Origin of the sequence: Mycobacterium simulans, from assembly GCF_900232995.1 — a bacterium.
GTDB lineage: Bacteria > Actinomycetota > Actinomycetes > Mycobacteriales > Mycobacteriaceae > Mycobacterium > Mycobacterium simulans.
The window spans coordinates 2,155,556-2,172,429 of the sequence record NZ_OCVX01000003.1; the positions used below are offsets into that span (position 1 = coordinate 2,155,556).

Annotated in this window: 14 protein-coding genes and 1 pseudogene; 5 read left to right on the forward strand and 10 right to left on the reverse strand. The window is 63.1% G+C overall.

Annotation, left to right across the window (positions count from 1 at the left end; genetic code table 11):
- Window positions 1–96 precede the first annotated feature (96 nt).
- Window positions 97–1,008: a hypothetical protein gene (locus tag MSIMFI_RS10425; protein WP_191497144.1), complete on the reverse strand. Its 912-nt coding sequence runs from the start codon at window positions 1,006–1,008 to the stop codon at window positions 97–99.
- Complete coding sequence (locus MSIMFI_RS10430; RefSeq protein WP_191497145.1) at window positions 989–1,339, reverse strand: hypothetical protein; 351 nt, start codon at window positions 1,337–1,339, stop codon at window positions 989–991. Before MSIMFI_RS10430 ends, MSIMFI_RS10425 begins: the two co-directional genes overlap by 20 nt.
- Window positions 1,340–1,662: 323 nt before the next feature.
- Between MSIMFI_RS10430 and MSIMFI_RS10435 the strand changes: the two genes are divergently transcribed.
- Window positions 1,663–2,442: a class I SAM-dependent methyltransferase gene (locus tag MSIMFI_RS10435; RefSeq protein ID WP_191497146.1), complete on the forward strand. Its 780-nt coding sequence runs from the start codon at window positions 1,663–1,665 to the stop codon at window positions 2,440–2,442.
- A gap of 92 nt (window positions 2,443–2,534) precedes the next feature.
- Here MSIMFI_RS10435 and MSIMFI_RS10440 read toward each other — a convergent pair whose 3' ends face one another.
- The 6 genes from MSIMFI_RS10440 to MSIMFI_RS10465 all read right to left on the reverse strand — a co-directional run bounded on the left by MSIMFI_RS10440 (window position 2,535) and on the right by MSIMFI_RS10465 (window position 11,070).
- Window positions 2,535–3,167, reverse strand: a complete 633-nt coding sequence (locus MSIMFI_RS10440) for a class I SAM-dependent methyltransferase (RefSeq protein ID WP_191497147.1) — start codon at window positions 3,165–3,167, stop codon at window positions 2,535–2,537.
- A gap of 646 nt (window positions 3,168–3,813) precedes the next feature.
- Window positions 3,814–5,364, reverse strand: coding sequence for a serine/threonine-protein kinase (locus tag MSIMFI_RS10445; protein ID WP_191497148.1), 1,551 nt, complete (start codon window positions 5,362–5,364; stop codon window positions 3,814–3,816).
- A gap of 101 nt (window positions 5,365–5,465) precedes the next feature.
- Window positions 5,466–7,601, reverse strand: a complete 2,136-nt coding sequence (locus MSIMFI_RS10450; RefSeq protein ID WP_191498121.1) for an Rv1355c family protein — start codon at window positions 7,599–7,601, stop codon at window positions 5,466–5,468.
- A complete protein-coding gene (locus MSIMFI_RS10455; RefSeq protein WP_191497149.1) occupies window positions 7,601–8,338 on the reverse strand; it encodes a hypothetical protein in 738 nt (245 codons plus the stop codon). The genes MSIMFI_RS10450 and MSIMFI_RS10455 overlap by 1 nt, the downstream gene beginning before the upstream one ends.
- 148 nt (window positions 8,339–8,486) lie before the next feature.
- On the reverse strand, window positions 8,487–10,079 hold the full coding sequence (locus tag MSIMFI_RS10460) for a gamma-glutamyltransferase family protein (RefSeq protein WP_224770147.1): 1,593 nt from the start codon (window positions 10,077–10,079) through the stop codon (window positions 8,487–8,489).
- Window positions 10,080–10,158: 79 nt separating this feature from the next.
- Entirely contained in the window at window positions 10,159–11,070 is a 912-nt protein-coding gene (locus MSIMFI_RS10465; protein WP_186244801.1) for an alpha/beta hydrolase-fold protein, read from the reverse strand.
- Window positions 11,071–11,125: 55 nt separating this feature from the next.
- Here MSIMFI_RS10465 and MSIMFI_RS10470 point away from each other — a divergent pair, with 55 nt between their 5' ends.
- Window positions 11,126–11,749, forward strand: coding sequence for a TetR/AcrR family transcriptional regulator (locus tag MSIMFI_RS10470; protein ID WP_186244800.1), 624 nt, complete (start codon window positions 11,126–11,128; stop codon window positions 11,747–11,749).
- On the opposite strand, the pseudogene MSIMFI_RS10475 reads toward MSIMFI_RS10470, so the two are convergent.
- Window positions 11,685–12,481: pseudogene (locus tag MSIMFI_RS10475) on the reverse strand (DUF429 domain-containing protein). The gene MSIMFI_RS10470 and the pseudogene MSIMFI_RS10475 overlap by 65 nt on opposite strands.
- A 103-nt stretch (window positions 12,482–12,584) precedes the next feature.
- Between MSIMFI_RS10475 and purB the strand changes: the two are divergent.
- Genes purB through MSIMFI_RS10490 form a run of 3 tightly spaced genes read left to right on the forward strand, consistent with a single transcriptional unit; the run spans window position 12,585 to window position 16,224 of the window.
- Complete coding sequence (gene purB, locus MSIMFI_RS10480; protein WP_191497151.1) at window positions 12,585–14,003, forward strand: adenylosuccinate lyase; 1,419 nt, start codon at window positions 12,585–12,587, stop codon at window positions 14,001–14,003.
- Window positions 14,000–15,247, forward strand: a complete 1,248-nt coding sequence (locus MSIMFI_RS10485; RefSeq protein WP_191497152.1) for a cytochrome P450 — start codon at window positions 14,000–14,002, stop codon at window positions 15,245–15,247. Before purB ends, MSIMFI_RS10485 begins: the two co-directional genes overlap by 4 nt.
- On the forward strand, window positions 15,244–16,224 hold the full coding sequence (locus tag MSIMFI_RS10490; RefSeq protein ID WP_191497153.1) for a tellurite resistance/C4-dicarboxylate transporter family protein: 981 nt from the start codon (window positions 15,244–15,246) through the stop codon (window positions 16,222–16,224). Before MSIMFI_RS10485 ends, MSIMFI_RS10490 begins: the two co-directional genes overlap by 4 nt.
- On the opposite strand, the gene MSIMFI_RS10495 is transcribed toward MSIMFI_RS10490, so the two are convergent.
- Complete coding sequence (locus tag MSIMFI_RS10495) at window positions 16,205–16,825, reverse strand: hypothetical protein (RefSeq protein ID WP_191497154.1); 621 nt, start codon at window positions 16,823–16,825, stop codon at window positions 16,205–16,207. The two genes, MSIMFI_RS10490 and MSIMFI_RS10495, sit on opposite strands and share 20 nt — an antisense overlap.
- Window positions 16,826–16,874: the final 49 nt, after the last annotated feature.

A 16,874-nucleotide genomic window follows, 5' to 3' on the forward strand; every position in this document is an offset into this window, starting at 1 on the left:
CCGTTCCGGGTTAACCCGAAGAGCAACAACACCTTTCAACAAGCTGTCACCGTCATGCGCGGTCACCGCGGCGTGATGTTCGGCATGCCTTACGCCTCATCCTCGGATCGGGATGATCATGAGGTAGGCGGCAAGGCAAGCGATGCTGAAGGGTATGAGTCTACGCGGGAGCAACACGGTGAATCCGGTGTGCATTATGGCGCCGAATCCGAAGGCCGCGTAGTAAATGGGAGGAACAGGGGTGGCCAGTCCGATCGGCAATAGCGCCTCTCCTGCGATGGTTGCCCACGTGGCCAACGCCCAGCGGCGTCGGCACACGTCGACCGGCGCCTCGATGAGGTAGTTCACCATCATGTTCGGGTAGTGAAACTCCCAGTGCCGCAGCAGTGGTCGGTTGATATAAAGGTATCGGCTCAGTTTGACCAGCACGCTGCCCGATCGGAACTGCGCCGAGCGCAGCTTGGTATAGGCGCTTGCCCAGTACATCTGAGCAACGATCAGCAGGGTTATCCACTTTGGCCACACCCAGGTGGTTGCGCCGTTGACCAAATTAGTGCGGCAGCCGGTGTCAAGTAAGCACGGCATCCGGTCGAGCCGCAGAATGCTAGCCGAACCCCAGTCCACACTGAGTACGGCGCAGGCCAGTAGCAGGAAGATGGTGTGATACTTCCAATCGAAGCTGATTTCTAGGCTGAACCAGAACACCAAGACGAGCGCGCACATTTGGGGTGCGATGCCGAGGAAAAGACCGGTGGCGGCTAACCATTTTGCTAGGTAGGCCACCCGGTAGAACGTGACACTGCGGAATGGTCCGCGCGGGTGGGCGTCCAGGTAGCGGAACCGCACGTAGCTGCCCTCGTCGAGATAGTGCCACGCGCCAGACATTTGCTCGGAGGTGAACTTCAGCAGGGTCGCCAGCGCGATCCCGATCCGAAAGAGGTTGCTTGGTAGAGCTGGTACCCGCATGTCGAATGCCGTGGTGACGGCGTTAATCCACCAGATACCCATCGCGCACTCTCATCTCATGCAGTCCGCGAGCGTTGTCGATGATCACCCGGCCATTGACGTGCACCGATTTCACCTCGCGTAAATAGTCGAGGAACCGTCGCGCGCCCGCGGACGTGAGGCTTACATCGGCACTGATCGCGTAATCCCAGAAGTTGATACTTTCCGAACCAGTCGGTTCGTCAACCGTCAACTCCAAATAGCAGTAAGAAGGATTGGCGAACATCGGCCAAGAAAAGATCACACCACTACGAGTTATAAACCCGGCAATGACCATCCGGACCAACAGTCCTGCGGTCACGATGCAGGCGGTGACGTTAAATACGGACGACATGGGGACCTCTCGTAGTTGTATTTCGATTTGGCCGATTTCCACCCCCCGCAGACTAACTTGGCGTCCACTCGCATATTCTGGGAAATCGCCGATTTCACCAATGGCCGCGTCGCACGGTCAATAGGACGAGCGTGATTGCACACGGTAATGCGGAACGCTTTCCATGCTGAGTTGAGCACGGCTTCGTTGGCTCGTTTGGCAGGCCACATAGGCAGGTGATCAATTGGTTGCCGGGCCGGCCGGCCACGGCGAGGCTGTCGCTTTTGATCTAGACGTCGAGCCCCACGATGATCACGTTGGGATCGATCCGTGAAACTAGGCTCATGGCTGTTGGTCGAGACGGGGTATCGGCATTTGAATCGATTGCTGATACCTATGCGGCAAACCGACCCGGATATCCACCAATTCTTTTCGAGGAGATCGAGGCGTTGACCGCTCGACCGCTCCTTGGTGCCGAATTGATCGATGTTGGTGCCGGGACAGGCCTCGCGACCGGACTTCTGTTGAAGCGGGGTGCCCGGGTGGTCGCTGCAGAGCCCGGGGCGGCGATGGCTACTCAACTTCGGCATGCGTTGCCCAAGGTGCCGTTAGTACGAGCTGTCGGCGAAGCATTGCCGTTAAGGGCCGCTAGCGCCGACATGATCACCTACGCTCAATCCTGGCATTGGACGAACCCTGCCCGGTCGGTGCACGAGGCGGTGCGGGTGTTGCGCCCGGGCGGTGCCCTGGTGTTGTTCTGGAATGTCGCCGATCCCGATGTCGAGTGGGCTGTCGAGCAGGAGCGCCGCCTGGTGCGATATGCCCCGGTTCCCGCCTTCCCAGGAGTGCACCCCGGTCATCTTCCCCAGGGTGTCACCGTCGCCGAAGTCCTGCGGCGCTGCCACCCGAGTGCGCTCCCGGTCACACGTCACGTGCACTGGAAGCGGTCGGTGCTCCTTGACGCCCATTTGAGTCACCTGGCCAGTCGCTCCAACATCGCAGCGCTGCCGCCAGACATCCGGAGCCGGCTTATTGCTGAGGAACGAACCGCGTTGCTCGACCTTTTTCCCGACGGAGTCATCGACGAGGCCTACGCGGTGCAGCTGGTTGTCGTCTGTGCCTGAGCTTGGTGCCGCGACACCGGGCGCCATCGACGCCGGCGGGCCCGACGAACTCGGCTCGCGGATGTGTGCAGCGACCGGTTCGAACCGCGACATCATCGACGGTGACTTGTCACGAGCCATTCCGTGGTATCCGGGTCACTGGTATCCAGTTGTAGCCCTACACAGTCAAGTTCATCCCTGAGTTCGGCACTCGTCATGCGTTCTAGGCGAAACGGTTGGCACCATGTCTGGCCGTCGAACTCGAACGTCACGTCGCCGTTGACCAACCCGTCAGGGTCAGTGCGGATATTCGCTATTCGCATTAGCGGACCATTAGTCCATCGGGAACTACCGTCTTGCTCTAGCGAGGTAAACCATAGCGGCGACCTCCACTGGATAATGGCCTTGCCGGTCGGCTTCAGATGATGCGCGACCGTAGCTAATATGCCCCTTCGAAGGTCGTTCCCGGGATAGTTGATCAAGCTGCTAGCCAACAACACGGCATCGAATTTCTCGGGTAGCCGCAGCTCCTCGATGCGGGCGCAGACCCTTCGGGCGTGGCGAATTTCCGCGAGCAACTCCGCTGAGTCGTCCACTGCGGTGACCTGATAGCCGAGTTCGGCCAGCGGGTTGGCCAGGCGTCCAATGCCAGCGCCGAGATCTAACAGATAACAATTTGGCTCGATCAGATCCCGGATTAGCTCGACCTGACCGGTCGCGGGCAGACGACGCAAGCTTTCAACCATGGTGCCATCATTTGTCACCGCGCTAGCGCCGCGTATCGCATTTTTCTTTGACACCCATACTCCCCTATTGGCAGGCACTACTCGTTCGGCGCACAAATCCGCACTCAGCCAGCCTGGATGGGGACGATTTAGAAGCCATCTAGTGCGCCCGCGTGGACCGCGGCTACGGACAGCCGCGCATTCACATGCACACTCTTCAACGAGTTGGCCATCAAAGGTCCGCTAGCCGCTTAAGGATTCGATGCAGGCTAGCCATCCGCATCGCCGACCAAATTATCGGAAGTTTTTCCTCAAGCGGCTAATCGGTATAGCGGACCAACGCGGTCCGCAAAAGCAAAACGAAATTAGAAGATCGCGAGCTGGTGGTGTTCGACGGTCGCCCCACCCTGCCTAACTCCCATCATTGCCAGCAGAAGGATCCTAGCGCGTTTCATGCTCCACCCTTTCACTTTGTGGTGTATTGCACGGTCTAACTTAACGAGGCCGTGACTACCTTATCGGCCACTATCGAGCGATTGTCAAGTCTGCGTCGTGACTCGGCAGTAATGTGCCAGGATTATTATCGATTAAATGCAAGATTCGCTTGCTGAAAATGCAAATGTAGCGGTGCCGACCGTTGCGGCCGGGTGATCAGAAAGCGCCTTTCCTATTGCCGATACTGCGGGCAGTAGGCGGTGATCGCCGCGTTGACGCCGGCGGCAGCCTGTGCGGGCGTGATTCCGGCGTTGTTGTTCACGGTCGCGGCGGCGGCATCGCTGGGGCTGCCCCCGTTTTGCAGGTGTGCACATACGCCGCGGGCAGTGGCGGCCGCGTGTGCTGGGTCGGTGACGGTAACACCGGGAATCTCTGACACGAGATTGAGAAAGGTCTGGTCCGGGCTAGGTGTCGGTCGCTGCGGCGCTGGCGCCGGCACTCTCGGTGCTGGCGGCGGTCGTTTCGGGGCCGGCGTGGCCGGAACGTACACAGGAGTCGGGGCTGCCGGCGCCGGAGCGACCTGGGGGCTCGGTGGCGCCAATTGCTCGGAGGGCGGTGCGGGCGGTGGCGAGTACTCAGGAGCCGGTGGAGGCTGCGCCAAACCTTGGGACGCAGCGGGTGGGCCCTGTTTGGAGGCGGTGTCGTTGTTGTCGTTGGTGTCGATCGGGTAGCCACTGGCGCCGACGGCGGTGAGCGCAATCACCGTTGCTGATGCCGCGAAGATCCGCCACCGACTAACTCGGTGCGGTTGGTCGAAGTGAGCCAAGGCCGAGGGCGCCGCTGTGTTTTTGGATGGCCTGCGTGCCGCAGGCGTCGGCATGGTCCAAGCCGAAGCTGTCGGGTGTCGGCCAGAGTCGGCTGCACGTACGAACGCGTGGGCGAAATCAGTGCACCGGGCGAATCGATCGGCGGGGTCCTTCGCGAGAGCTACGGCAAGCACCGGATCAAAGGCCCTGAGCATGGGGCGGGTCTCCGCGAGTGATGGAGGTGCCGCGGTCAGGTGGCGGCTGATTACAACCGCTGGGCTGGTGTGCGGGAACAGTGTCGATCCGGTCAGCAGATGGTAGGCGGTGGCCGCCAAAGCGTACTGATCGGCGCGTCCGTCAATTGGTTCGTCCGCTAGCTGTTCAGGTGCGGCGTAGGGAAACGTGCCTATGGTCATGTTTGTCGCGGTCAGCCCACTGGTTTCACCGATGTTCCGGGCGATTCCGAAGTCGGCCAAAAGGATTCGCTGGTCGCCATCCCCAGGTTTGGTGATCAGAATATTCGCGGGGCTGACGTCGCGGTGCAATAGATCATGGTGCTGATGCGCGTAGTCGAGTGCGCTGGCGATCGCTGCGATTATCGTGGCTACCTGATCTGCCGGCATGCCGACCGGATAGCGGTCCTGCAACAGGCTCGCTGCGTCGGTACCGTCGACGAAGTCCATCGAGATCCATAGCTGTCCGTTGAACTCGCCGCGGTCGTTGATGCGCACGATGTTCGGATGCCACAGTGTGGCCGCTACGTCCGCCTCTTTGATGAATCGCCGGCGATAGTTGTCCTCAGCAGATACGTCATTGCCCAATATCTTGAGCGCTTCGCGGCGGGGCAACCGTGGATGCTGGGCGAGGTAGACCTCGCCCATTCCCCCCGAGCCCAGCAAGCGGACAACCGTGTACCCGGCAAACACGTCGCCGGCATTCAACCCGCTACCGAAGCCTCGATGAACTAACCCGATCATCGCACCGTCCATTACGGCGATGGCCGGCGCAGCCTGAGCACCAGCCTGCGATTATTGTACTGATGTAACCGGCAGTTTACCAGTACGCTACCCGTGGTTCACTAATCAGAAACCACGGCGAGGGTGCGCCGGCGACTGCGCACCGACGTGCTTGGCGCGTAGGAAAACCTGAGCATCAGCACATGAACGTCATCGGCAGTGGTGTGCGTGACATCGCGGAAATCGCACTGCAACCGGCGCAGGGGCGCGGCGAGGGCCGGTGACAATTGCTGCAACTCGTCATCGGTACGCGCGAATAGGAACACCGGCGAAATCGGATGTACCGCGAGCCCAAGGTGCTGCGCGGTTATCCACACCGCCTCCAACGCGGCTCCACCGCGGGCGTAGTCGCTGAGAGCCTGGCCACTTATTGAAACAACGCCGACGCCAGAGCTGGCACAGAGACGGTCGTGGGAGTAGTTGCCCAATGCGGTTCCCGCGCCCCACTCCGCCAGCACCTTCATGACGTCGGGTCGTCTCGCGATTTGGATGCCCGCCAACTCGCTCTGATCCATTTCCAGGCTGCGTACGTCGATACCCGAATCCGAAGAATCGTCTGCATGCCAGCGGATCTCCGACAGCATGTCCGCATGCAACTTTGGCGTCAGGTATCGAATGCGATCTGTCGCAGCGACAATCGCCGCGATCTGCTCGATATCGTCCTTCTCGGTCAACAATTGCAATCGTGCGCCTTCGGCAGCGGCAGCGGCCGAGAGTGCTTCCGCACGCTCCACGTCGAGGGGAAGTGGCACACCGAGATGGCGGTTCGATTCCCTCACCAACATCGGCCGGTATAGGCGCGCGAGGTCGTGATCGCTACCTTCGGCAAGTCGAACCACCGCGGACAGGGGTGACGAATCGTCGGGCTCCCTAAGTTCAACCGGACCGAGCATGCCGTAGCTGGCCGCGGCCACCCTGGCGTTGAACCAGGCCGCACCGACCGCGACAGCGCTGGCTCGGAAGTCGACATCCATCGTCGTCGTGCGCTCACCTGCCAGCCTGATGGTCACCGAGTCCATGTCTGTCTCGATAAGCCAGGGCTGTGAGTTGCCTCCTGACGGTGCTCGGCTCGCGGCAGCGGCGACGATGCCGAGAAGGTCCGACGATGCCGGCGGTTCGACGTACTCGGTGCACGGCTCAGCGGCCCGGCAGTCATCGGTATGGGCTTCCGGCTCGGCGAGGTGATCGAGTGCCTCGGCGACGTCGATACGTACCCGGCCCGACCGAAGTCGTTCGCCGAGACCGATTCTGCGGACCGCTTCCGCGACTGCGGTGGCACCGAGCGCCACCTCACCCGCCAATTGCGGCCAGGTAGAAAGGGTTTCGTCGATCTCGACCATCGAGGCGGCCGACCGCGCCGAAAGTCGCGTCGCATCGAGGACGCGCAGGACATGCGGAACCTTGTCCCGGCTGGACAAGCCAGAAAGCTCGTCGACGTCGATATCGCCAAGCAGACCATGCAGGATGTGGCGAGACGGCTCCAGGTCGTATCGCTCGACGTCCACCAGACCACGGTCTCCGGTTGCCATTAGCACTGGTATTCGCCGAGCACGTGCGGCCTCGCGCACGCGGGCTTTCATATCCAGCGAATCGCATTCCTCCACGACGACGTCGAGTCCGTTCAGGAAGCCGGCCATGGTGTCTGCGCTCAATCCTGACGTTTCCACGACCACCGGAAGGTAGGGATCGAGTTCCGCGATCCGTCGGGCAGCCACAATCGCCTTGTTCAGCCCGAGGTCGAGTACCGTCGCCGGCACCCGGTTGAGGTTGGATAACTCAAGGATGTCGAAGTCCGCGAGTCGAATGCCGCCGCATAAGCCTTCGGCCGCCAGCGTGTACGCAATGGCATGCCCAACACTTAAGCCAACGACTCCGATCTGTAGCCCGGCGAGTCGATCTTGCTCGGCGGCGGTAATCAAATTGCGATTACGGTCCAGCCGCAACGCGCGGAACCCGCGGGGTCCCAGGATGCTTACGAGCGTACGGCGCCATGGGTAGAAGGCCCACCGCTTTGACTCTGCGAGCAACTGAGGATCCGGCGCGGGCAGCAGCCGCCGGACGTTGGCGACCTGTTCCTCCCATCGGTCGATGACCTCGATCTGCCGATCGGCGTGATACTCAGCCAAGACACGCCTATCGGCGCAATCGTCCTCATCGAAAAGAGTTGCACAGCATATAAATTCAGCAGGATTGCCAATCACGCGTGACTCGCTTGAACATTAGCTGCCCGCGGTTGCCGGTAGAAGGCATGCAGCAGCTGAGTGGTTTCGACATGAATCTTCGAGGCCTGATCTGATGTCGCGTGCTCAGCGAAAGTGCGCCTGTCCCACCAAATCAACCTTGTTCGGAAGCGCTCGTCCGGATAGGGCGTCGCAGGTATTGGTGCCACAACACCTCCCGACGTACGCCACTTGTCCAACAGAAACGTCGCGGATGTGGCCATGAAAAACTGCACGTCGAGCAGCGCCGTCATGTGAAAGCCGATCCGAGCGAGTATTTCGGTCAGCGAACGATTCCGGGCCGGGTCATCGACTTTCCAGGCTGTTTTTATCTCCAGGATGCCGAATGGCAGGCGGTCGGCGATCATGGTTCGCACTTCCTGCTGGCCCGGCTGACCGGTCCATTCAGCGAGCGCGTGAGCCTCCTTCGGAGACCGCAGCGGCCCGACCGCGCGCGCTCCCGCAAGCATCTGCCCGGTCTTGTCCAACGCGACGAAGAACATGACCGTGTCTTTGCCGGTTCGCAACGCCTCGGGATCGAGTGCGCACTCGATGTCGTGCTGGCGATAACTGCGGTACGCACCGGCAACATATTCCTGCCAAAGGTCCGGGTCTAGCGATGGTTGGGACAGGACAAACTGGCACTCGGTATCGGCATCCCGCCAGCTGAGGTTGCGATCGAGGTGAAAGTCGTTACCAGTTAGTGGTAGGGCCATACTCACGTTTGCTCCATTGCGGGTGGTAGGTGCCGAGTGGTTGTGGGCTCACCGATTTGGTGGAATACCGTACGGCAAACTTGACACGCGTTCAATCGCTTGATTCAACACGTGTAAAAAGTTAATCTGTGGAGTCGCCGCGCGGTGCTCAGAACGCCGTGGCTTGGCCGTCCCGCCGAGGGTCACTGGCCGCGAGATATCCGTCGTCAAGCCGCCAGATCGCTTGGCAGCTGCCGAACGAGTTGTAGTCCTCGGTGGTGATGACGTCGTGCCCGCGCTGGCAAAGCTCGTCGAGGGTTGACGGCGGGAGGCCCGTCTCGCAGCTGACCTGCTGGCCCTGTACCCAGCGAAACCGGGGGCCGTCACAGGCGGCTTGCGGGTTCTGGCCATAGTCGGCGATGCGCACCAGCACCTGTACATGACCCTGGGGTTGCATTGGGCCGCCCATTACGCCGAAGCTCATCACGGGTGCGCCGTCTTTGGTCACGAAGGCCGGGATGATCGTGTGGTAGGGACGCTTGCCGGGTCCGACTCTATTCGGATGTTCTTGCCCCACAACAAAATTCGCACCGCGATTGTGCAGTGCAATGCCGGTGTCTGGCACCACCACCCCGGAGCCGAAGCCCATGTAGTTCGACTGGATCATCGACACCATCATCCCGGCCGCATCGGCAGCGGTCAGATACACGGTGCCGCCCCTGGGGGTGCCGGCGGCTGCCGGCTTCGCCCGCTTCGGATCGATGAGCGAGGCTCGCTGCTTTAGGTACTCGCTGTCCAGGAGCTGCTGCGGGCTCACTGTCATGTGGTCGACGTCGGCAACATAGGCCTGCGCGTCGGCGAAGGCGAGCTTGAGCGCTTCGATCTGCAAATGCACACTATCGGCGGAATCGACTGGCAACGACGGCATATCGAACTGTTCAAGGATCCCGAGTGCGATCAAGGCCACGATCCCCTGGCCGTTGGGTGGTATCTCGTGGATCGTGAACCCGCGGTAGCTTCCGGTGATCGTGCCGACCCAGTCGGCGCGGTGAGCGGCCAAGTCGCTGGCTCGTAGGACGCCGCCGTTGGCCGTCGCGTGCGCCTCGAGTTTCGGCGCCAGATCGCCGCGGTAGAACGCCTTGCCGTTGGTTGCGGCGATTTTTTCGAGCGTGCTCGCATGGTCGCGAAACCTGAACAGCTCACCGGGTTTTGGCGCTCGCCCGCCGGGCATGAACGCCTGGGCGAATCCGGGTTGGGACTCGAAAAGGGGTACCTGTGCCGCCCACTGCGCGGCGACGATCGGTGAGACAAGAAAGCCGTTGCGGCCGTAGGAGATAGCGGGTGCGAAGAGTCGTTCGAATGCAAGCTTGCCAAACCTGGCATGTAGCTCGGCCCATGCCGACACCGCGCCAGGCACCGTCACCGAATTCCAGCCGAGCGCGGGAACACCGGAAACGCCTAAGCCGCCGAAGTACTCTGGCGTCCACGCCGCAGGCGAACGGCCCGACGCGTTCAGACCGTGCACTTGCTGGCCATCCCAAACGATGGCGAAGGCATCCGAGCCGATCCCGTTGGACACCGGTTCCACCAGGGTCAGCGTGATGGCGGTGGCGATGGCCGCATCGACGGCGTTGCCGCCGTCGGCAAGCATCCGAAGACCGGCTTGAGCGGCAAGCGGTTGTGAGGTGCAGACAACGTTTTTCGCCAAAACAGGCATTCGCGGCCAGGCGTAGGGAAAGTTCCACTCAAACGGCTTGCTCACCCCCGCGAGCGTAACGGCACTGCGAAATCGAGCGAGTTTTTTCGCAGTGGGGTTACGCTCGCGGCCTAGAGGCTAAAGGCTAGGCCGTCAACAAAGGCGCGACCCAGGTCAGCTCAGCCGGCAACTGCGAACTCCAGAACCCGCCGTTGTGCCCACCGGGTGAGAAGCCGCCCGAGGGCGGGTTGGGCAATTGAGCTATGAATTGCTTGGTCGCGGCGTAGAACGGATCGCTGTCGCCGCAATCCACGCGGATCGGCATCGACCCCAGTGCAGGCATACCGAACACTGAGTTAGCCGCGAAGTCGTCGGCCCCGTCGAATGCGCCGGGTGCGGCCGCACCGGGAGACAGCCAAAGCGCTGGGCTTACCGCACAGATCGCCGCGGTGCGCCCCGGTCCGAGTCGACCGCCGAGCAGCAATGCGCCGTAGCCGCCCATCGACCAGCCCAAGAACGCCACGCGTGAGGTGTCCAGACCGTGGCTGTCCAGCATCGGGATCAGCTCGTTGATGACCATCGCCCCGGAATCCTCGCCGGAAGCCCGCTTGTGCCAGTAGCTGCCGCCGCCGTCGACCGCGACCACCGCAAATGGCGGCAGCCCGGCATTGACTGCCTGTGCGAGGCCCTGTTCCACGCCGCCGGCCATAACGGTGGATGCGTCACTGCCTTTTCCGTGTAGCGCGATCACCGGTCGCAGCGGCTTGGTCTGGCCCGGAGGACGCGCGATCGCCCAGTTGGTCGAAATGCCACCTCGCGCCGCCGACACAAACGAGCCGGTCACCATCGTCGGCGCAGCCTGAGCCGGCGGTGCCGGATCGAGTGGTCGTGCCGGTGCCAGTGGAACGCTTGTGCCAGACGCCGGCGGCGGCATGGCGTGTGATGTTCGTGGCTGAAAGACCATGTCGAGCACATATGCCCCGGCCGCGCCGCAGACCGCGCTGGCACCAAGACCGAGCACGGCGCGGCGGCTCAAGTCTGGCATGCGGGTCATCATGCCATGTACGTTTCGTCAAAATGGCAATGGAGTACCACTTTGACTGGCAGCATGGGTGGGCGTGACGGCAGCAGTGACTCCAAAGGGAGAACGTCGGCGGTACGCGTTGGTAAGCGCCGCCGCCGAGCTGCTCGGCGAGGGCGGGTTCGAAGCGGTACGTCACCGGGCGGTCGCCCGGAGGGCTGGTCTACCGCTGGCGTCCACCACCTACTACTTCTCCTCGCTCGACGATTTGATCGCCCGCGCGGTCGAACACGTCGGGATGATCGAGGTAGCGCAGCTGCGGGCACGGGTCAACGCGCTGTCCCGGCGGCGTCGGGGGCCTGAGACCACCGCTGATGTGCTGGTCGACTTGCTTGTGGGGGACGTATCCGGTCCAGGGCTCGCTGAGCAGCTGATATCGCGATATGAGCGAAATATCGCCTGTACCCGCTTTCCTGCGCTGCGCGAGAGCATGCGGCGTAGCTTGCGCCAGCGCGCCGAGGCGGTTGCCGAGGCCATTGAAAGATCAGGGCGTTCGGTCCACATTGAACTGGTGTGCACTCTCATTTGCGCCGTCGACGGTTCGGTGGTCTCCGCGCTGGTCGAGGGTCGGGATCCGCGTGCCGCGGCGCTCACGACCGTGGTCGATCTAATTGACGTGCTGGCGCCCGTCGATCAGCGGCCCGTCCGGATCTAGGTCCGCCGGTAGCGACGGCGTAACAATGTAGCCGGTGCCGAAGTCCCCGTAGATCGTGACGTCGGCGGGACAGCGCTCGGGATACAACGCCACGTAGGCGCAGACGACGGCGTCAACCGGATCCTCCGCGCGACGTAGCTCGCACTTGCGCTGGGCGCCCGTCACCTGCCGGCGCAGGGAAACCCAATCGGAGTTCCCGATTACACGCAGCGGCACCGGGGCATGCTCGAGCTCCTCGACGCTGTCCATCAGCCGCAGCAGCTCGGACTTGAGTTGATCGACGCTACGGCCCGGCTTGGCCTTGTATTTCAGGGTGCGGCGCAGTCGAAACAGTGCCACAGTCGCCGCGTGTGGATAGACCTCGATGGCGCGTCGGGTGGCACCTGCAGATGGGTCCAGATCCAAGTCGAGTGCTTCAGCCAGCCGCGCGGCGCGTGGCATGCTGGCAAACTCGGGCTTGCTGGTGTTAGCCGGATGCGCGCCCGCTTCGAACTTGCGGAAGTCACGGTTGAGTGCGGTCTCGGCGGGTCGTTGCCCGGTTGGGTTTGTCACCACCAGCGGCGCATCGAAGCCGACGAGGCAATCGCCCTGGACGTAGGGTCGTAGCGCCGCCAACACGTCGGCATCGTCGCGGGCGGCGCCAATCTGCACCAACGAGCCGTTGGCGTCGACAACCGCGATACCGGTGGGATTGCGACCAGCCCAGGCGAGGTCCACGCCGACGAAGTACATCGCCTTACCAAATCACCGAACATCGAATAGTTGTAGGGATTCCGGCTCGATCTACCCAACAAGCCGACGTTGGCGAGCTGAAACGACCGTAAGCTGTGTGTCTGTGAGCATTCCGAACGTGCTGGCCGCCCGGTACGCCAGCGCCGAGATGGTTGCGATCTGGTCGCCGGAGGCCAAGGTGGTCGCCGAGCGGCGGCTATGGCTGGCCGTATTGCGGGCGCAGGCCGAACTGGGTGTGGACGTTCCCGCCGAAGCAATCACCGACTACGAGCGCGTGCTCGACGAGGTGGACCTAGCCTCGATCGCAGCCCGGGAACGGGTGCTGCGCCATGACGTCAAGGCCCGCATCGAGGAATTCAACGCGCTGGCCGGTCATGAGCATGTGCACAAGGGGATGACGAGCCGTGACCTGACCGAGAATGTCGAGCAGCTACAGGTGCGACGGTCGCTGGAACTGGTCTTCTCCCATGGGGTGGCAGTGGTCGCGAGGCTTGCCGAGCGGGCGGTGGCATACCGCGACGTGGTCATCGCTGGCCGCAGTCACAACGTGGCCGCGCAGGCCACGACTTTGGGCAAGCGGTTCGCTTCGGCGGCCCAGGAGACGCTGATCGGGCTGACGAGGGTGCGGGAATTGATCGACCGCTACCCGCTGCGGGGCATCAAGGGGCCAATGGGCACCGCTCAGGACATGCTCGATCTCTTGGGCGGCGACGCCGCCAAACTGGCTGAACTCGAACGTCGCGTCGCCGAGTTCTTGGGCTTCACAACGGTTTTGACCAGCGTGGGGCAGGTATATCCGCGTTCACTAGACCACGATGTGGTGTCCTCCTTGGTGCAGCTCGGCGCCGGCCCTTCCTCGTTGGCGCACACCATCCGGCTGATGGCCGGGCACGAACTCGTCACCGAGGGCTTCGCGCCCGGTCAGGTCGGCTCGTCGGCGATGCCGCACAAGATGAATACTCGCAGCTGCGAACGGGTCAACGGCCTGCAGGTGGTGCTACGCGGATATGCATCGATGGCCGCCGAGCTCGCCGGTGCCCAGTGGAACGAGGGCGACGTCTTCTGCTCGGTCGTGCGCCGGGTTGCGTTGCCGGACAGCTTCTTCGCCATCGACGGGCAGATCGAGACGTTTTTGACGGTGCTCGACGAGTTCGGCGCCTACCCGGCGGTGATCCAGCGCGAGCTGGACCGCTATCTGCCGTTCCTGGCCACCACCAAGGTGTTGATCGCCGCGGTGCGCGCGGGCATGGGGCGCGAGTCGGCCCACCACGTGATCCGCGAACACGCGGTGGCGACGGCGCTGGCGATGCGCGAACAGGGGGCAGAGCCAGACCTTTTGGACCGGCTGGCCGCCGATCCCCGGCTGCCGCTAGGCCGCGACGCGCTGGATGCCGCGCTGGCCGACAAGAAGGCATTCACCGGCGCGGCGGGCGATCAGGTGGACGAGGTGGCCGCATTGGTGGACATATTGGTAGGCCGCTACCCAGACGCGGCCAAGTACATACCGGGTGCGATCCTATGACTCTCGCCAGCGCGCTCTCGGGTATCGACTTCACTGATCTGGACAACTTCGCCCACGGCTTCCCGCACGACCTCTTTGCGATTCATCGTCGGGAGGCGCCGGTGTACTGGCACGAGCCAACGGACAACACCCCCGACGGCGAGGGCTTCTGGTCGGTGGCCACCCACGCCGAAACCCTTGAGGTGTTGCGTGATCCGGTAACCTACTCCTCGGTCACCGGCGGCGAGAGGCCGTTTGGCGGCACGCTGTTACAGGACCTGGCCATTGCCGGCCAGGTGCTCAACATGATGGACGACCCGCGGCATTCACAGATTCGGCGCCTCGTCAGCTCGGGGCTTACGCCGCGCATGATCCGTCGCGTCGAGGACGATCTGCGCGCCCGCGCGTGCCGACTGCTGGATGGTGTGACTCCAGGCGAACCGTTCGACTTTCTGGTTGATATAGCGGCCGAACTGCCGATGCAGATGATCTGCATCCTGCTGGGTGTGCCGGAATCCGAACGACATTGGCTATTCGAGGCCATCGAACCGCAGTTCGACTTCGGCGGTTCGCGCAAGGCGGCACTTTCGCAGCTCTCAATGGAAGAGGCCGGATCGCGGATGTTCAGCTACGGCCAGGAGTTAATCGCGTCCAAGCGCACCGACCCGACCGACGATATGCTGTCGGTAGTCGCCAACGCGACGCTCGACGACGAACACGCGCCGGCCCTATCGGATCTCGAGCTGTACCTGTTCTTCAGTCTGCTGTTCAGTGCGGGTGCGGAGACGACACGTAACGCGGTCGCGGGTGGCTTGCTGGCGCTGGCCAACCATCCGGAGCAATTGCACGCGCTGCGCGGGGATCTCGACATGCTGCCGACGGCGATCGAGGAGGTCGTGCGGTGGACGTCGCCGTCGCCGTCCAAGCGCCGAACCGCCACGCGGGACATCACGCTCGGTGGGCACTCGATCGAGGCGGGACAGAAGGTTCAGATCTGGGAGGGCTCGGCCAACCGCGATGCCCTCGTCTTTGACCGGGCGGACGAGTTCGATATCACGCGAAAGCCCAACCCACACCTGGGCTTTGGACAAGGGGTGCACTATTGCCTGGGCGCCAATCTGGCCAGGCTGGAACTGCGGGTGCTCTATGAGGAACTGTTGTGGCGATTCGCGACCGTGCGGGTGGTACAGCCCGTCGAATGGACACGCAGCAACCGGCATACCGGCATCCGGCACCTCGTTGTGGAATTGCGCGGTTCGCAATGAAATTCCGGCTCGCCGATGTCGAGCCGGCACCCGATGTATTCGCCGCGGTGATGGCGACCGGGATTTTGTCGATCGCCGCGGGTCAGCACCACTACGTCCGGATCAGCGACACCTTGGGTGTGCTTGCCACGACCGCTCTGGTGGTCCTCGCCGGATTGGTTATCGCCGCCGCGGTAGGAAGGCGGAATTCCCTGTGGGACTTGACCGATCCCGATGTGACACTGCGATTGTTCACATTCGTCGCCGCCTGCGCGGTGCTGGACAGCCGGCTGGCATCCCGTCGCATGGTGATGTACATGCTCGGAGCGGTTGCGCTGTCGGCGTGGCTGGTGCTGATGGTGCTGTGCACCCGAAACATGTTGGCGCCCCGGTGGACGACGCTGCGGGACCGTGCCCACGGCGCTTGGGAGCTCGCCAGCGTGGGCACCTCCGGCCTGGCGATCGTGGCCACCCAGGTAGCCCGCCACACCCCCGAACACTGGTGGTTTGTGGTGGCCGTGCCGGTCTGGGTGGTGGCGCTTTGCCTCTACGGCCTGATGACGTGGCTGATCTTGTGGCGGGCGAGCGTAGAGCGACACGAACGCAACGGCTTCGAACCCGATTCCTGGATCTTGATGGGCGGGTTGGCCATTGCGACGCTGGCCGGCGCCAACATCCACAGCCTGGCGCCGGTTTGGCTGGCTCCAGCGGTGCGAGTGATCACCGTGGTGACGTGGACGGCGGCGACCCTGTGGATACCCGTGCTGATCTACTTTGGCCTGCAGCGGATCAACCGGCGGCCCGGCATGCTGCACTTCGCGGGCGTGTGGTGGGCCCTGGTGTTCCCGCTGGGTATGTACGCGGCGGCCACTGACGCCATGGCAGCCGAGATCGGTCAGCGTTCGCTGAGCACCGTGTCGCTGGTGTTCTTCTGGATCGCAATGGCGGCCTGGCTGATCGTTGTCATTGCCGGGCTGCTTACTGTTCGCGAAGCGTGATGCCGGCTGCCCGTAGCTCCAGCGCGGCCAGCCCGCGGATTGTGGCGGGATCCTCGCGCCGCCACGCACCGACCGGATCCGCACTGACGGCGGCCAATTTGGCCGGCGACCGGTTGGCCAGTGCCCGCAATGCCAGCAGTTGCTGGCCGGCCGGGGTGGCGGCGAGCGCGGTCACGACCCACTTGCGCCGGAAGAACCGCAGCCGCAGGAACAGCCATGGTCCGGCCACGGCCAGGATCGGCGTCGCGGCGACCGCCACCGCGAGCACCACCGCAAGCCAACTCGCCGTTGTGTCCAGGCTGTGGCCGGCGCCTGCAATGTCGAGGGCCGCATCGGCGGCCGCGGTGAGTGGCTTGCTCAGCGCGTCGCCCACCAACGGAACACGCTGCGCGTCGTGGCCCGCGGACCCCAGATTGCCGGCGACGCCGTGCGCGCCGATCTCCACCTGCCGGCCGGCCTCAGCGATCATCGAGATGGCGCTGTGTACGGCAAGGCCGACAAACACCCATATCATCGTCCACACGGCCACGGCGATGTCACTCAATAGTTGGGCGGCCAGCCGGACGGGTCTGGTGGAGTACGGCAAGAAGCGCGATCTCATAGGGCTGATCCCAGCACATGTCCACTGTCAGAGCGGCGGATAGGCTGAC

Bases quoted from the DNA above. Each gene is read 5' to 3' on its own strand.
- MSIMFI_RS10425 (WP_191497144.1), bottom strand. From the start codon at position 1,008: ATGGGTATCTGGTGGATTAACGCCGTCACCACGGCATTCGACATGCGG.
- MSIMFI_RS10430 (WP_191497145.1), bottom strand. From the start codon at position 1,339: ATGTCGTCCGTATTTAACGTCACCGCCTGCATCGTGACCGCAGGACTG.
- MSIMFI_RS10435 (WP_191497146.1), top strand. From the start codon at position 1,663: ATGGCTGTTGGTCGAGACGGGGTATCGGCATTTGAATCGATTGCTGAT.
- MSIMFI_RS10440 (WP_191497147.1), bottom strand. From the start codon at position 3,167: ATGGTTGAAAGCTTGCGTCGTCTGCCCGCGACCGGTCAGGTCGAGCTA.
- MSIMFI_RS10445 (WP_191497148.1), bottom strand. From the start codon at position 5,364: ATGATCGGGTTAGTTCATCGAGGCTTCGGTAGCGGGTTGAATGCCGGC.
- MSIMFI_RS10455 (WP_191497149.1), bottom strand. From the start codon at position 8,338: ATGGCCCTACCACTAACTGGTAACGACTTTCACCTCGATCGCAACCTC.
- MSIMFI_RS10465 (WP_186244801.1), bottom strand. From the start codon at position 11,070: ATGATGACCCGCATGCCAGACTTGAGCCGCCGCGCCGTGCTCGGTCTT.
- MSIMFI_RS10485 (WP_191497152.1), top strand. From the start codon at position 14,000: ATGACTCTCGCCAGCGCGCTCTCGGGTATCGACTTCACTGATCTGGAC.
- MSIMFI_RS10490 (WP_191497153.1), top strand. From the start codon at position 15,244: ATGAAATTCCGGCTCGCCGATGTCGAGCCGGCACCCGATGTATTCGCC.
- MSIMFI_RS10495 (WP_191497154.1), bottom strand. From the start codon at position 16,825: ATGAGATCGCGCTTCTTGCCGTACTCCACCAGACCCGTCCGGCTGGCC.